General features: G+C 73.5%; 14 protein-coding genes. 6 read left to right on the forward strand and 8 right to left on the reverse strand.

From position 1 onward, the window contains the following. Window positions 1-315 precede the first annotated feature (315 nt). Both ligD (ACK8HX_RS05475) and ligD (ACK8HX_RS05480) read left to right on the forward strand, forming a co-directional pair. The gene (ligD, locus tag ACK8HX_RS05475; protein WP_411939650.1) at window positions 316-1,269 is read left to right on the forward strand and encodes a non-homologous end-joining DNA ligase; all 954 of its coding nucleotides are present in this window, start codon (window positions 316-318) and stop codon (window positions 1,267-1,269) included. Further along, complete coding sequence (ligD, locus tag ACK8HX_RS05480; RefSeq protein ID WP_411939651.1) at window positions 1,262-2,143, forward strand: non-homologous end-joining DNA ligase; 882 nt, start codon at window positions 1,262-1,264, stop codon at window positions 2,141-2,143. Before ligD (ACK8HX_RS05475) ends, ligD (ACK8HX_RS05480) begins: the two co-directional genes overlap by 8 nt. On the opposite strand, the gene ACK8HX_RS05485 is transcribed toward ligD (ACK8HX_RS05480), so the two are convergent. From ACK8HX_RS05485 to ACK8HX_RS05505, 5 genes are all read right to left on the reverse strand, one after another. Further along, window positions 2,124-2,708, reverse strand: a complete 585-nt coding sequence (locus ACK8HX_RS05485; RefSeq protein ID WP_411939892.1) for a (2Fe-2S)-binding protein — start codon at window positions 2,706-2,708, stop codon at window positions 2,124-2,126. The two genes, ligD (ACK8HX_RS05480) and ACK8HX_RS05485, sit on opposite strands and share 20 nt — an antisense overlap. Before the next feature lie 56 nt (window positions 2,709-2,764). Next, window positions 2,765-3,109 carry a histone-like nucleoid-structuring protein Lsr2 gene (locus ACK8HX_RS05490; protein WP_411939652.1) on the reverse strand — a complete coding sequence of 115 codons (345 nt, stop codon included), beginning with the start codon at window positions 3,107-3,109 and terminating at the stop codon, window positions 2,765-2,767. A 137-nt stretch (window positions 3,110-3,246) separates the two neighbouring features. Beyond that, entirely contained in the window at window positions 3,247-3,450 is a 204-nt protein-coding gene (locus ACK8HX_RS05495) for a lysyl-tRNA synthetase (protein WP_411939653.1), read from the reverse strand. Between the two features lies 1 nt (window position 3,451). Next, entirely contained in the window at window positions 3,452-4,954 is a 1,503-nt protein-coding gene (locus ACK8HX_RS05500; protein ID WP_411939654.1) for a lysine--tRNA ligase, read from the reverse strand. Between the two features lie 61 nt (window positions 4,955-5,015). After that, on the reverse strand, window positions 5,016-5,543 hold the full coding sequence (locus ACK8HX_RS05505; RefSeq protein WP_411939655.1) for a glycine cleavage system transcriptional repressor: 528 nt from the start codon (window positions 5,541-5,543) through the stop codon (window positions 5,016-5,018). A gap of 155 nt (window positions 5,544-5,698) precedes the next feature. Here ACK8HX_RS05505 and ACK8HX_RS05510 point away from each other — a divergent pair, with 155 nt between their 5' ends. Beyond that, window positions 5,699-6,622: a TIM barrel protein gene (locus tag ACK8HX_RS05510; RefSeq protein ID WP_411939656.1), complete on the forward strand. Its 924-nt coding sequence runs from the start codon at window positions 5,699-5,701 to the stop codon at window positions 6,620-6,622. Between the two features lie 49 nt (window positions 6,623-6,671). On the opposite strand, the gene iolD is transcribed toward ACK8HX_RS05510, so the two are convergent. The 3 genes from iolD to ACK8HX_RS05525 form a co-directional block, all read right to left on the reverse strand. Then, window positions 6,672-8,582 (reverse strand): 3D-(3,5/4)-trihydroxycyclohexane-1,2-dione acylhydrolase (decyclizing), encoded by a 1,911-nt coding sequence (gene iolD, locus ACK8HX_RS05515; protein ID WP_411939657.1) that lies wholly within the window; start codon window positions 8,580-8,582, stop codon window positions 6,672-6,674. Between the two features lie 86 nt (window positions 8,583-8,668). Continuing rightward, window positions 8,669-9,733, reverse strand: coding sequence for a transaldolase family protein (locus ACK8HX_RS05520; protein WP_411939658.1), 1,065 nt, complete (start codon window positions 9,731-9,733; stop codon window positions 8,669-8,671). Window positions 9,734-9,830: 97 nt separating this feature from the next. Then, complete coding sequence (locus ACK8HX_RS05525; RefSeq protein ID WP_411939659.1) at window positions 9,831-10,568, reverse strand: GntR family transcriptional regulator; 738 nt, start codon at window positions 10,566-10,568, stop codon at window positions 9,831-9,833. A 138-nt stretch (window positions 10,569-10,706) separates the two neighbouring features. Here ACK8HX_RS05525 and iolC point away from each other — a divergent pair, with 138 nt between their 5' ends. The 3 genes from iolC to iolB are packed head-to-tail and all read left to right on the forward strand — an operon-like array spanning window position 10,707 to window position 13,503. After that, the gene (gene iolC / locus ACK8HX_RS05530) at window positions 10,707-11,666 is read left to right on the forward strand and encodes a 5-dehydro-2-deoxygluconokinase (protein ID WP_411939893.1); all 960 of its coding nucleotides are present in this window, start codon (window positions 10,707-10,709) and stop codon (window positions 11,664-11,666) included. 5 nt (window positions 11,667-11,671) lie between these two features. After that, the gene (locus tag ACK8HX_RS05535; RefSeq protein WP_411939894.1) at window positions 11,672-12,553 is read left to right on the forward strand and encodes a Cgl0159 family (beta/alpha)8-fold protein; all 882 of its coding nucleotides are present in this window, start codon (window positions 11,672-11,674) and stop codon (window positions 12,551-12,553) included. Continuing rightward, window positions 12,550-13,503, forward strand: coding sequence for a 5-deoxy-glucuronate isomerase (gene iolB / locus ACK8HX_RS05540; protein ID WP_411939660.1), 954 nt, complete (start codon window positions 12,550-12,552; stop codon window positions 13,501-13,503). The genes ACK8HX_RS05535 and iolB overlap by 4 nt, the downstream gene beginning before the upstream one ends. Window positions 13,504-13,570: the final 67 nt, after the last annotated feature.

Below are 13,570 nucleotides of genomic sequence, written 5' to 3' on the forward strand. Positions count from 1 at the left end.
CTCCCCGCATCGGGAGCGCAGACTCCCAGCCTAGGCCCGTTCACCGGTGCCGGAACCAGCCCCGACCAGCAGGTCCTCCTCCCGCGGTGTCCCGGCCTGTTCACGGGGGGGGGGGAGGCGGTCGAGCTGGATGCCGGTGCGCGGACGGGGGCGGTCGGTCCGAGCGGTAGCCGTGCGAACTTCGACCTATTGGGCGATGTTGTCCCAGAGCGGTGCGTGCGAACTTCGACCTATTGGGCGATGTTGTCCCGCCGGCCGGCCCCCTGACGGCGCCGAGTGGCCTCCTCCTCGACCCTCCCGTGCAGGATGGGGCCCGTGGCCCCGTTCCGTCCGATGCTCGCGACCGTCGCCGAGCGCGTCCCGACCGGCGACGCCTGGGTGCACGAGGTCAAGTGGGACGGGATGCGGGTGCTCGTCGACGTCCGGGACGGCAAGGTCACCGTCTGGTCGCGCAGCGAACGCGACGTCACGGCCGCCTTCCCGGAGCTCGACGCGCTCGCCGACGCCTACGACGACATGCTCCTCGACGGCGAGGTCGTCGCGCTCGAGGCCGGCCGCCCGAGCTTCCACGCGCTCACCGAGCGGATGCACGTGGGGAAGCGACGCCAGGCCGAGGCCCTGATGGCGACGCGTCCGGTGACGCTCATGGTGTTCGACCTGCTGCGGCTGTTCGGCCAGGACCTGCGCAGCCAGCCCTGGAGCGCGCGCCGCGAGCTGCTCGAGCGGCTCGAGCTGACCGGCCGTTCGTGGCAGGTGCCCGCGGTCCACGACGACGGAGCCGAGCTGCTCGCGGCGACGGCGGCGCAGGGGCTCGAGGGGATCGTCAGCAAGCGTCGCTCGGCCCCCTACGCCACCGGTCGCCGGTCGCCCGACTGGCGCAAGACGGCCCACCGGGCCACGCACTCGGTCGTCCTCGGCGGGTGGCGGCCGGAGGCCGGCTCGACCTCCGCGCGGCTGGGTGCGGTCCTCGTCGGGCTCCCCGACGGCGCGGGCGGCTGGCGCTACGCCGGACGCGTGGGGTCCGGGCTCGCGGGCTCGGCCGGGGAGGCCCTGCGGCGCCGGCTCCAGCGGATGCAGCGCGACGACTCACCCTTCAGCGACGAGGTCCCGGCGGTCGACGCCTCCGGGACGACGTGGGTCGAGCCGCGGCTCGTCGTCGAGGTGAGGGCGCTCGAGCTGACGGGCCAGCACCGGCTGCGCCAGCCGACCTACCTCGGCGTGCGCTCCGACCTCACGCCGGACGACCTCGTGGAGGCCGAGGATGCCTGAGCGCTACGTCCCCGAGGTGACCCGCGTCGAGGTCGCCGGTCGCAAGCTGCGCCTGACGAGCCTGGACAAGGTCATGTACCCGGCGACGGAGACGACCAAGGGCGAGGTCCTCAGCTACTACGCACAGGTCGCGCCGTTCCTCCTGCCCCATGTCGCCGCCCGCCCGGTGACCCGGGTGCGCTGGCCGCACGGGGTCGAGGACCAGATGTTCTTCGAGAAGAACCTGCCGTCAGGGGCGCCGAGCTGGCTGCCGAGGGTGCCCGTCGACGACGTGACCTACCCCCTCGTCGAGGACCTCGCCGACCTGACCTACCTCGTCAACCTCAACTCCCTCGAGCTCCACGTGCCGCAGTGGACGGTCGAGGACGGTGAGCCGCAGCGGCCGAACCGGCTCGTCATCGACCTCGACCCCGGCAAGCCCGCCGGCCTCCACGAGTGCGCCCGGGTGGCCCTGCTCGTCCGCGACCGCCTCGACGCCCTGGGCCTCGAGCTGTACCCCGTGACGTCGGGGAGCAAGGGGATGCAGCTCTATGCGGCGCTCGGCGGAGACCTGTCGTCGGACCAGGTGCGCGACCTCGCGATGCAGCTGGCGCAGGAGATGACGAAGAAGCACCCCGACCTCGTGCTGTGGAAGATGACGAAGTCGCTGCGCCCCGGCAAGGTCTTCCTCGACTGGAGCCAGAACGTCGCCGCGAAGACGACGATCAGCCCCTACTCGCTGCGTGGCCGCGAGCTGCCCTGCGTCGCCGCACCTCGCACCTGGGATGAGGTGGAACGCGGTGCGGCAGAGCCGGACTCGTTGCAGCAGCTGATGTTCGACGAGGTGCTCGACCGGATCCGAACCGACGGCGACCTCATCGCCGACCTTCCGTGACCCTCGGACACCCGGCGCACTCGACGCACCCCGGCAGCGCGTAGATGAGGCAGCAGGACGCCCGCGGGGGCACCCCGGGGCGGAACAGGCCGGCGGCCGACTCGGCCTCGCGCCGGGCGGCCGCCCACATGTCGTCGACGAAGGCGGCCCGGGCGTGCGGGCCGAGGCGCACCACCGCCGCGTACCGCTCGGCCAGCGGCGCGGCGACGGCGCGGTAGTCGGCCTCGGCCCGGTCGAGCCGGTCCCCGAGGGGGCCGTCGTCCGCCACGAGGCCGCCGACCCTGACCCGGTCCGGCACGAGTGCCGGCCCGAGGCCGAAGGTGATGCCGGCGAGGTCGGCCCGCCACGGACCCGAGGACGCCGCGTACGCCGCGGCGTGGGCGGGCACCTGGAGCAGCCACTGCAGGACGAACGCGGCCGCGACCTGCGGTGGGGCGTCGACGTCGTACCAGCGCGACTGGAGGACGACGAGGTCGTGCTGCCAGGACCGCGCGTCGGTGCCGAGGTCGTGCGGGAGGAGGGGACCGCCGGTCGTGAAGACCAGCCAGGCGTGCCGGCGCGACATCGACGACACGGCGCCCTCCGGGTCGGGGGGCGCCGTGTCGTGCGGAGTCGATGGGGTCAGGCGTGCGCCTTGTCGTAGGCGGCCTGGACCTCGGCCGAGATGCGGCCACGGTCGCTGACCTGGTGGCCGTTGGAGCGGGCCCACTCGCGGACGGCGGAGAGGTCGGCCTTCGAGCCCGAACCGCGGGCGCTGCCGCGAGCCGCGCGACCGGCGCTCTTGCGGCCACCGGTCCGCTCGGCGTGACCGATCCACACGGCCAGCTCGTCGCGCAGCTTCGCGGCGTTGTCGGAGGTGAGGTCGATCTCGTAGGACACGCCGTCGAGCGAGAACGAGACGGTCTCGTCGGCGGGGGAGCTCTTGTCGAGGTCGTCGACGAGGAGCACCTGGACCTTCTTTGCCATGGTTGTCCCTTCAGGCGGCGCATTCTTCACCGTTGTGTGGCGCCGGAATTGACGTCCACCCGGGAAACGTAGCAGGAAACGTCCTCCGGTGAATACGCGCGGAATGCGCTCGCGAGAAGAGACGGAGAATGCCTGTGCTATTCCTGTGCCGACGTGCCGTGGGAATGGTTGCCGTCCGTCTCCGGCGCATGGGTCCGTGCGTCCTGTTCGCGCTCGAACTGTTTCTGGGCGAGGCGCTCCCGGCGGTCGCCCTCGATCATCGAGCGGATGAGGAAATAGAAAAGGACGGCCACCGCAATGGTCGGGACAATGGCCGTGAGATAGGGCCACACGGCATCCATCTCAGGCCTCCGGCTTCAGGTGCGGGAAAAGGATGGTCTCGCGGATGTTCGCGCCGGTGAACAGCATGACCAGCCGGTCGATGCCCAGGCCCAGGCCACCCATCGGCGGGGCACCGTACTCGAGGGCCCGCAGGAAGTCCTCGTCCAGCTGCATGGCCTCCGGGTCGCCCCCGGCGGCGCGCAGCGACTGCTCGGTCAGCACCTCGCGCTGGACGACGGGGTCGACGAGCTCGGAGAACCCGGTGCCGCGCTCGACGCCGGCGATGACGAGGTCCCAGGCCTCGATGTGGCCGGGCTTGCTGCGGTGGGGACGGGCGAGCGGCTGCGCGATCGCCGGGTAGTCGCACAGGAAGGTCGGCTGGAGCAGCCCGGGCTCGACGAGCTCCCCGAGCAGCTCGAGGAAGACCTTGTCCTTCTCCATGCCGGGGGCCAGCTCGACGCCGTGCTCCTCGGCGAACCCGACGAGGGTCTCGAGCGGGGTGTCGATGGTGACCGTCTCGCCGACGGCTTCCGAGACACCCTCGTAGACCGGCAGCCAGCGCCACTCGCCGCCGAGGTCGACCGTGCCGGCAGGGGTCTCGACGGTCCGCGAACCGAGGGCGTCCGCGACGCCGAGGTAGAGGTCACGGATCAGCCCGGCGATGGACGTCTGGTCGCCCCACGCCTGGTAGGCCTCGAGCATCGTGAACTCGGGGGAGTGGGTGGCGTCGACGCCCTCGTTGCGGAAGATCCGGCCCATCTCGTAGACGCGGTCGACCCCACCGACCACGGCCTTCTTGAGGTTCAGCTCGAGGGCGATCCGCAGGACCATCTCGTGGTCGAAGGCGTTCATGTGGGTGCGGAACGGGCGGGCCGCGGCGCCGCCGTGGACGAGCTGGATGACGGGGGTCTCGACCTCGACGTAGCCCTGGTCCTCGAGGACGCCGCGGATCGCCCGCAGCGCCGCCGCCTTGGTGCGCACCATGTCGCGCGCCTCCTGGCGCACGACGAGGTCGGCGTACCGCTGCCGCACCCGCGACTCCTCGGACAGCTCCTTGTGGAGGACGGGCAGCGGGCGCAGCGCCTTGCTCGCCATCTCCCAGCGGGTCGCCATCACCGACAGCTCCCCGCGGCGGGAGGAGATGACGCGGCCCTCGACGAACACGTGGTCGCCGAGGTCGACGTCGGCCTTCCAGGCGGCGAGGGCGTCCTCCCCGACCTCCGCGAGGCTGAGCATGACCTGCAGCCGCGTGCCGGGTCCCTCCTGGAGCGTGGCGAACGCGAGCTTGCCGGTGTTCCGGACGAAGACGACGCGGCCCGCGACGCCGACGACGTCCTGGGTCTCCTCGCCCTGCTCGAGGTGGCCCCACTGGTCGCGCACCTGCTCGAGGGAGTGCGTCCGGGCCACGGCCACGGGGTAGGCCTGACCGCCGGCGCCGATGATGCGGTCGCGCTTCTCGCGCCGGATCCGCAGCTGCTCGGGCAGGTCGGGCTCGGTCGCGGGCGCGGGGACGTTCTCGGTCACGAGGGTCAAGGGTACGGCGGTGGGGGTGGGCCGGCCGCACCTGCCCGGGCCCGAGGTGGCGTCAGTCGGCGGGTTCGAGGGCGACGTCGACCTGGACCTCGCCGGCCAGCAGCTCGAGCTCGCGTGCCACGACGTCGAGGCTGACGGTGTCGGGCACGCTGACGACGGCCTGCGCCTCGAACAGCCGCCCGCCCGCCATCGGGGCGTCGCGGGTCAGCGACTCGAGCTCGACGACGCTGACGCCGAGCTCGGCGAGGGTGCCGGAGACGGCCTGGACGATGCCCGGGTGGTCGTTGCCGAGCACCGACAGGCGCACCCGCCGGCCCGGGGCCACCCCCGCGCCCGCCTCGTCGGCCCCACCCTCGTGGACGGTGACGTCGAGGAGCCCGTCGAGCGGGCCGAGCGCCTCGCGCAGGGCGGGAGCGCCGACGTCCGGCACCGTGACCACGACGATCCCGGCGAACTTGCCCGCGAGCTCGGCGAGGTGGCTGCGCTCCCAGTTGCCGCCGTGCTCGGTCACGACGTCGGCCAGCGCCTTGACGAGGCCCGCGCGGTCGTCGCCGATGACGGTGAGGACGAGGGTGGTCACGCCTCCGAGCGTAGTGGGCCCGCGCCGGAATGCACCCCGTTCCCCGGCCGGCGTCCATATTGTGCTCTTGTCCGCACATATGCTTGACACGGGCGACGACCGAGGGGACGATCGGAGCGCCTGCCGCACCCGACCCCCTGCCCAGGAGGCACCCGATGTCGATCGCCCCCGGCCCGCTCTCCGGCCGCATCGCCGGAGCGCCCATCTCGTGGGGGGTGTGCGAGGTGCCCGGGTGGGGCGCCATGCTCCCGCCCTCCCGCGTGCTCCCGGAGATGCGCTCCCTCGGCCTGTCGGCGACCGAGCTCGGGGCCCCCGGCTTCCTCCCCGACGAGCCGGAGGCGCTGCGGGCGACCCTCGCCGAGCACGGTGTCTCGCTCGTCGGCGGCTTCGTCCCGCTCGTCCTCCAGGATCGCGAGCAGCGGGCCGACGCCCTGCGCCGCGCCCGCGAGACCGCCGAGCTCTTCGCCGGCCAGGGCGCGACACGGTTCGTCACCGCGGCCGTGCAGGACTACGGCTGGTCGCGTCCGGTGCCGCTCGACGCCGAGGGCATGAAGGTGCTCGGGGAAGGGCTGGCGCAGGTCGACGAGGTGTGCGCCGAGCTCGGGCTGACCCAGGTGCTCCACCCGCACGTCGACACGCTCGTCGAGACCGCCGCCGACGTCGGGCTCGCCCTCGAGCACACCGACGTCCTGTGGTGCCTCGACACCGGGCACCTCCAGATCGGCGGCGTCGACCCCGTCGCCTTCGCCCGTGAGCACGCCCCCCGGGTGGGGCACGTGCACCTCAAGGACGTCGACAACGCGGTGGCCGCCTCTGTGCTGGCGCGCGACGTCAGCCTGCTCGCGGGCGTCCAGTCCGGGCTGTTCAAGCCGCTGGGCACCGGCGACGTCGCCATCGACGAGGCCGTCCTCGCGCTCGAGGCCGCCGGCTACGACGGCTGGTACGTCCTCGAGCAGGACACCGCGCTCACCGCCGGCATCCCCGCCGAGGGCACCGGGCCGGTCGACGACGTCCGCGCGAGCCTGGCCTACCTCGCCGAGCGGGTCGGCCCGCGCCTGGTGGCTGCCGCCTCCTCGTGACCCACCGCGCCGCGGTGGGAGCCGCGCCGGCGGCTCGGGCGCGGCCCCGTCAGAGGTAGAAGCGCTGGACCTTCCTCGCCTCGACGTGCTCGGCGAAGGCCTGCTGGGTCGAGCGAAGGGTGGAGACCTCCGGGACGGGCACGTCCCACCAGGCGGTGCCGGGCGGGTTGGGGCCCATGAGATCGGTCTCGATGTGGAGGACGGTCGTCCGGTCCGAGGCCGCGGCCCTGGCGTAGTTCTCGCGGAACTCGGCGATCGAGCCGCACCGCAGGACGTCGGCCCCCCAGGACGCCGCGTTGGCCGCGAGGTCGAAGGGCACCTCGTCGCCGTCGAGGCGCCCGGTCGACGCCTGGCGCATCCGGTAGCGGGTGCCGAACCGCTGCGAGCCGCGCGACTCCGACAGCGCCCCGATCGAGGCGAACCCGTGGTTGTCGAGGAGCACGATGACCACCTTGGCGCCCTCGGAGACGATCGTCGCGATCTCCATGGGGAGCATCTGGTAGGTCCCGTCGCCGACGACCGCCACGACCTCGGGCTGGTCGCCCACCGCCAGCCTGACGCCGAGGGCGGCGGGGATCTCGTAGCCCATGCAGGAGTAGGCGTACTCCACGTGGTACTGCTCGGGCGTCGAGGCCCGCCAGAGGCACTGGAGGTCGCCGGGCATCGACCCGGCGGCGTTGACGAGGACGTCGCGTGGGCCCATGAGCTCGTTGAGGGCCCCGAACACCTCGGTCTGCGCGGGCAGCGGGGTCTGGTCGCGGTGGAAGCACTCGTCGACGACCTGCTGCCACGCGGCGTCCAGGTCGACGGCCTCCTGGCGGTAGGTGTCGTCGACAGACCACCCGGCGAGCGCGTCCGTGAGGGCGCGCAGCGCCTCGCGCGCGTCGGCGACGAGCATCGTGGCGCCGTGCTTGGCGGCGTCGAACCCGAGGACGTTGACGTTGACGAAGCGCACGTCCTCCGCACCGAAGGCCGTGTGGCTCGCGGTCGTGAAGTCGGAGTACCGCGTGCCGATGCCGATGACGACGTCGGCCTCCCTGGCCAGGGTGTTGGCCGCGGCGGAGCCGGTCGAGCCGACCCCGCCCACCGCCGAGGGGTGGTCCCAGTTGATGGCGCCCTTGCCGGCATGGGTGTCGGACACCGGGATCCCGGTGGCGGAGGCGAAGGCGCGCAGCTCCTCGGAGGCCCCGGAGTAGACGACGCCACCGCCCGCGACGACCAGCGGCCGGCGCGCGGACCGGATCACCTCGACCGCACGGGCCAGCGCGGCGGGCTCCGGCACGGGGCGGGCGACGTGCCACACCCGGCGCTCGAAGAACGCCAGGGGCCAGTCGAACGCCTCGGCCTGGACGTCCTGGGGCAGGGCCACCGTGACCGCACCGGTGTCGGCGGGGTCGGTGAGGACGCGCATCGCGTTCATCAGGCTCGGGACCAGCTGCTCGGGGCGGCTGACCCGGTCGAAGAACCTGCTCACCGGGCGGAAGGCGTCGTTGACCGACACGTCCAGCGTCCCCGGGTCCTCGAGCTGCTGGAGCACCGGGTCGGGCACCCGGCTGGCGAACTGGTCGGAGGGCAGCAGCAGCACCGGGATCCGGTTCGTCGTCGCCAGCGCCGCCCCGGTGACCATGTTGGTCGCGCCCGGCCCGATCGAGGTCGTCACCGCCATCGTCTGGAGGCGGCCCCGCGCGCGGGCGAAGCCCGTGGCGGTGTGCACGGCCCCCTGCTCGTTGCGGGAGAGGAGGTACGGCAGCTCGCCGAGGACGTCGTCGCCCGCCGCTCCCTCCTCCGACTGCACCTGCGCCTGCAGCAGCGCCTGCCCGACACCGGCGACGTTGCCGTGACCGAAGATGCCCAACATCCCTGTCACGAGCCGTTGCTCGACCCCGTCGCGCTCCGAGTACTGGTTGGCGAGGAACTTCACGAGTGCCTGCGCCGTCGTGAGGCGCACGGTCCGGGTCATCGTCGACTCCTTGGAGGCGGGGCTTGAGGCGGGGCTTGAGGCGGGGCTTGAGGCGGGGCGGGTGGCGGGGCGGTCGGCGGGGGTGGTCAGGGCGCGGGGACGACGACGTCGCGGACGATGCGGTCGAGCTCGGCGTCGGCCTCCAGGAACTGTCGCAGGGTGTGGCGCGTCGCGCCGAAGGTGTCGAACTCCACGGGGTCGAGCCCGTCGACCTCGTACGCCCGCACGAAGTCGGGGATCGAGCGCAGCGAGGACAGCACGACGTCGTCGACCGGCTTGCCCATCCGCGGCTCGGGGTCGTGGCCGCTCGCCTGGAACCTCTCCTGCCACGCGAAGGGCGGGGAGAGGACGACGTCGCCGCCGACGAGCTCGGTCCACTGGAGGTCGTTGCGGTAGGCGGCCGCGAGCAGGCGGGGACGCAGCCCGCGCTCGCCGAAGACCCGGTAGGCCTCCTTGAAGGCGGCCACTCCGGCCCACTCGAGGTGCTCGGGGTCGACGTCGAGGCCGTCGCGCGCGACGACCGCCTTGAGCCAGTCGTCGAGGCGGCCGACCATGATCGTCACGACCGGGCCCATCTCCGCCGTCGTCAGACGCTCGGCGTCGCGCCGGGCCAGCCCGCGTTGGATCGCCTCGCCGGCGGCGACCGCCTGCGGCACCGTGAACGAGACGGTGACGTTGATGCTGACCCCGCGGTACGTCGCCTCCTCGATCGCCTCGATCCCGACCGAGGTCGCGGGGATCTTGACGATGACGTTCGGGGCGAGGGAGGCGAAGTGCTCGGCCTGGGCCACGAGCGCCGCGGCGTCACGGTGGAGGCGGGGGTCGGTCTGCATCGACAGGCGACCGTTGCGCCCCCGGTGCTCGGCGAAGGCCGGCTCGAGCAGCCTGGCCGCCTCGACCGAGACCTCCTCGACGACGAGCCAGCCGAGCTGGGACTCCGTGGCCGTGGGGTGGGCGAGCGCGAGCTCGGCGATGCGGGCCTGCCAGCGGGGCAGGTCGGCCCGGATGGCAGCGAGGGCGATGACCGGGTTGCACGTGGCACCGACGGCGCCCCAGCCGATGGCCGCCGTCAGCTCGGACAGCGTCGAGCTGTCGTTCCACAACGCGGTCGGTGTCGTCTCGGTCATCGTGCGCAGGGGCGAGGTCGTCACGGGGTCCTCCGGAGGCGGCGCCACAGAGCACCGGTCAAGCAGGTTTAATGTCAGAACATTAGAACCATAGCCGGAAGGAGCCGACGAAGGGAAGGGGTCAGTGCTCGTGGACGGTGACGTCGAAGGTGTACTGGTCGTAGCGGTAGCAGTGGTCGCCGTACTCGACCGCGGACCCGTCGGCGGCGTAGGCGCGCCGCGACATCGTGAGGAGGGGGTCGCCTGCTCCCAGCCCGAGGAGGCGGCGCTCGCGGGCGACCGGGCGGCGGGCGCCGATGGACTGGTGGGCGATGACGGGCCGGACTCCGCGCGCGCGGAGGAGCCCGTAGAGGCTCCCGTCCTCGAGGTCGGCCGCCGTGAGGTCGGCGAACTGCGGCGGCAGCCAGTTGTGCATGAGGGCTGTGGGGACCTTCCCGACCGACCGGAGCCGTTCGACGGAGACGAGCGGGGTGTCGGGGGGCAGTCCCAGGGCCTCGGCCGCCGCCGCGTCCGTGACGCCGGAGTCGAAGGAGAGGACCTCGGTGCGCGGCTGCTGCCCCTTGCGGACCATGTCGTCGTAGAGGCTCGTCAGCTCGTCACGGCGGTGGATGACCTGGCTCGCGACCGTGGTCCCGACGCCGCGCCGACGGACGAGGAGGCCGCGTGCGACGAGCTCGGCGATGGCGCGGCGCACGGTGGGGCGCGAGAGGTCGAGGCGGTCGGCGAGGGCGAGCTCGTTCTCGAACGGGTCCCCCGGGCGCAGGGTCCCGTTCTCGACGGCGGCCGTCAGCTGCTCGGCGAGCTGGTGGTAGAGCGGGACCGGGCTGCCGCGGTCGATGACGACGGGGATCTGCTGCACAAAGCCACTCTATGTCAGTACGTCTCAGACATCAGCAAGTCCAAATGTTCTTACAAATGTTGACAGGGTGCGGCCGATGGGGGAGGCTGGGCCCAGCCCCGCACCGCCCCTGAGAGACCCGAGGAGCCCGACGTGCCGCTGACGCGCTCGTTCGACGTGCTCGCCGTCGGGCGCGTGGGCGTCGACCTCTACCCGATGCAGACCGGCGTGGGCCTCGAGGACGTCACGACGTTCGGCAAGTTCCTCGGTGGCAGCGCGGCCAACGTCGCGGTGGCGGCGGCCCGCCTCGGCCACAGCGCCGCCCTGGTCAGCCGCACCGGGGACGACCCGTTCGGCCGCTTCGTCACGAGGAGCCTGGCCGAGCTCGGTGTCGACCCGGCCTACGTGACGACCGACCCCTCCCTGCCGACCCCGGTGACGTTCTGCGAGATCTTCCCGCCCGACCACTTCCCCCTGTACTTCTACCGCTATCCCCAGGCGCCGGACCTGCGCGTCAGCCCCGAGGAGATCCCGCCCGTCGCCGTCCGCGAGAGCCGCCTGTTCTGGGCCACCCTCACCGGGTTGTCCGCCGAGCCGAGCCGCACCGCCCACGCGACGGCCTGGGAGGCCCGCGGCCGGGTGCCGCACACCGCCATCGACCTCGACCACCGGCCGATGTTCTGGCGGGCGGAGGCCGAGGCGTCGCGGGCCGCCGCCGACGCGCTCGCGGCGAGCACCGTCGCCATCGGCAACCGTGAGGAGTGCCGGGTCGCGGTCGGCACCGACGACCCCGCCTCCGCGGCCGCTGCCCTGCTCGACCGGGGCGTCGAGCTCGCCATCGTCAAGCAGGGGCCGAAGGGGGTCCTCGCCGTGACGGCCTCCGGTGACCGGGTCGAGGTGCCGCCGCTGCCCGTCGAGGTGGCCAACGGGCTCGGGGCCGGCGACGCGTTCGGCGGCGCCGTCTGCCACGGGCTGCTGTCGGGCTGGGACCTCGAGCGCACCGTCCGCTTCGCCAACGCCGCGGGGGCCATCGTCGCCTCGCGCCTGGAGTGTTCGACGGCGATGCCGACCGAGGACGAGGTCGACGCCCTCCTCGCCGGGCGCGAGGTGCGGTCGTGACCCGCGTGGAGGCCTCCGGGACGACGGCGCTGCGCGTCGCGGACCCCGGAGCCGTGGGCCGGGCCTGGGCGTCGCGCCGCCGCCGGGACCGGCTGACCACCGACGGCCGCCTCCTCCTCGTCGCCGCCGACCACCCGGCCCGCGGGGCGCTGGCGGTCCGCGACGACCACCGGGCGATGGCGTCGCGCACCGAGCTCGTCCGGCGCCTCGCCACCGCCCTCGAACGGCCCGGCGTCGACGGCGTCGTCGGCACGGCCGACGTCCTCGAGGACCTCCTCCTCATGGGCCTGCTCGACGACAAGGTCGTCGTGGGCTCGATGAACCGGGGTGGCCTGCAGGGGGCGACCTTCGAGCTCGACGACCGCTTCACCGGCTACGACGCCGACGCGATCGCCGACCACGGCCTCGACGGCGGCAAGATGCTGACGCGCATCTGCCTCGACGACGCCGGGACGGCCGCGACCCTCGAGGCGAGCGGTGCAGCCGTCACGGCACTGGCCCGCCGCGGCCTCATGGCGATGGTCGAGCCGTTCCTCACCGAGCGGCGCGGGCCCCGCCGTGTCGCCAACCTGCTCGACCCGGACTCCGTCGTCGACTCGATCCACGTGGCCGCCGGCCTCGGCGCGACGAGCGCCCACACGTGGTTGAAGCTGCCCGTCGTCGAGGAGATGGACAGGGTCCTCGACGCGACGACCCTGCCCTGCCTCCTCCTCGGGGGTGACCCGACCGGCGACCCGGCCGACACCTACGCCGACTGGGGCCGCGCCCTCGCCTGTCCGTCCGCCGCCGGCCTCGTCGTCGGTCGGGCGCTGCTCTACCCCCCGGGCGGCGACGTCGCCGCCGCCGTCGACGCCGCGGCCGACCTCGTCCACGGAGAAGCGCGATGACGAGCGGTGTCGGCGTCGACAACGCCGACTGGGTGCGCCCGTTCGGCTCCGCCGCCGACGGCGGGTTCCAGGTCGCCGTCGCCCCGACCGCGCCGAACCCGGCGCCCGGATGGCGCCACACGACGCTGCGCGTCGCCGAGTGCCCCCCGGCAGGCGAGGTCGAGCACTCCTCGGGCGAGGAGGAGACCCTCGTCGTCCCCCTCGTGGGGTCGTGGCGGGTGGAGGTGACCGGGGCCGACGGCACGAGCCACGCCGCCGACCTTCCCGGCCGCGCCTCCGTCTTCGACGGCCCGACCGACGTCGTCTACGCCGGGCGGGGCTCGACCGTCCGCGTCGTCAACACGACCGACGGGACGGGCCGTGTCGCGCTCGCCGGCGCCCCCGCCACGCGCGCGGCCACCCCGATCCCCTACCGCCACCTGCGGGCGGAGGAGGTGCCGGTCGAGCTCCGCGGCGCGGGGCGGGCGAGCCGCGAGGTGCGCAACCTGGGCCTGCCCGACGTCCTCGACGCCGACTCCTTCCTCGTGTGCGAGGTCGTCACCCCGGCCGGAAACTGGAGCTCGTGGCCCCCGCACAAGCACGACGAGAACCGACCCGGCGAGGAGACCGAGCTCGAGGAGATCTACTACGTCGAGACCCGGGCCACCGACCCTCGCGGCACCGACCCGGTCGGCTACCTGCGCGTCTACGGCTCCACGGCCACCCGGCCGCTCGACGTCCTCGCCGAGGTCCGCACCGGCGACGTCGTCCTCGTGCCGCACGGGTGGCACGGCCCGGCCGTCGCCGCTCCCGACGCCGACCTGTACTACCTCAACGTCATGGCCGGCCCCGGGCCGGAGCGGGCCTGGCGGATCTGCGACGACCCCGCCCACGCCTGGGTCCGCGAGGCGTGGCCCCACGAGGAGGTCGACCCCCGGCTGCCGTTTCCCTCCGACCTACGGGATCGGTAGCCGAACCACCGACTCGGACCCGGTACCGCCATTGCCTCGACGCCTGACACACTGATTCCACCACTCC

It is taken from the genome of Oryzobacter faecalis (assembly GCF_046764005.1).
GTDB lineage: Bacteria > Actinomycetota > Actinomycetes > Actinomycetales > Dermatophilaceae > Oryzobacter > Oryzobacter faecalis.

What these genes read in the sequence shown, in the direction of transcription:
- ligD (WP_411939651.1), top strand. Translation starts at nt 1,262, where the DNA reads ATGCCTGAGCGCTACGTCCCCGAGGTGACCCGCGTCGAGGTCGCCGGT.
- ACK8HX_RS05485 (WP_411939892.1), bottom strand. Translation starts at nt 2,708, where the DNA reads ATGTCGCGCCGGCACGCCTGGCTGGTCTTCACGACCGGCGGTCCCCTC.
- ACK8HX_RS05490 (WP_411939652.1), bottom strand. Translation starts at nt 3,109, where the DNA reads ATGGCAAAGAAGGTCCAGGTGCTCCTCGTCGACGACCTCGACAAGAGC.
- ACK8HX_RS05495 (WP_411939653.1), bottom strand. Translation starts at nt 3,450, where the DNA reads ATGGATGCCGTGTGGCCCTATCTCACGGCCATTGTCCCGACCATTGCG.
- ACK8HX_RS05510 (WP_411939656.1), top strand. Translation starts at nt 5,699, where the DNA reads ATGTCGATCGCCCCCGGCCCGCTCTCCGGCCGCATCGCCGGAGCGCCC.
- iolD (WP_411939657.1), bottom strand. Translation starts at nt 8,582, where the DNA reads ATGACCCGGACCGTGCGCCTCACGACGGCGCAGGCACTCGTGAAGTTC.
- iolB (WP_411939660.1), top strand. Translation starts at nt 12,550, where the DNA reads ATGACGAGCGGTGTCGGCGTCGACAACGCCGACTGGGTGCGCCCGTTC.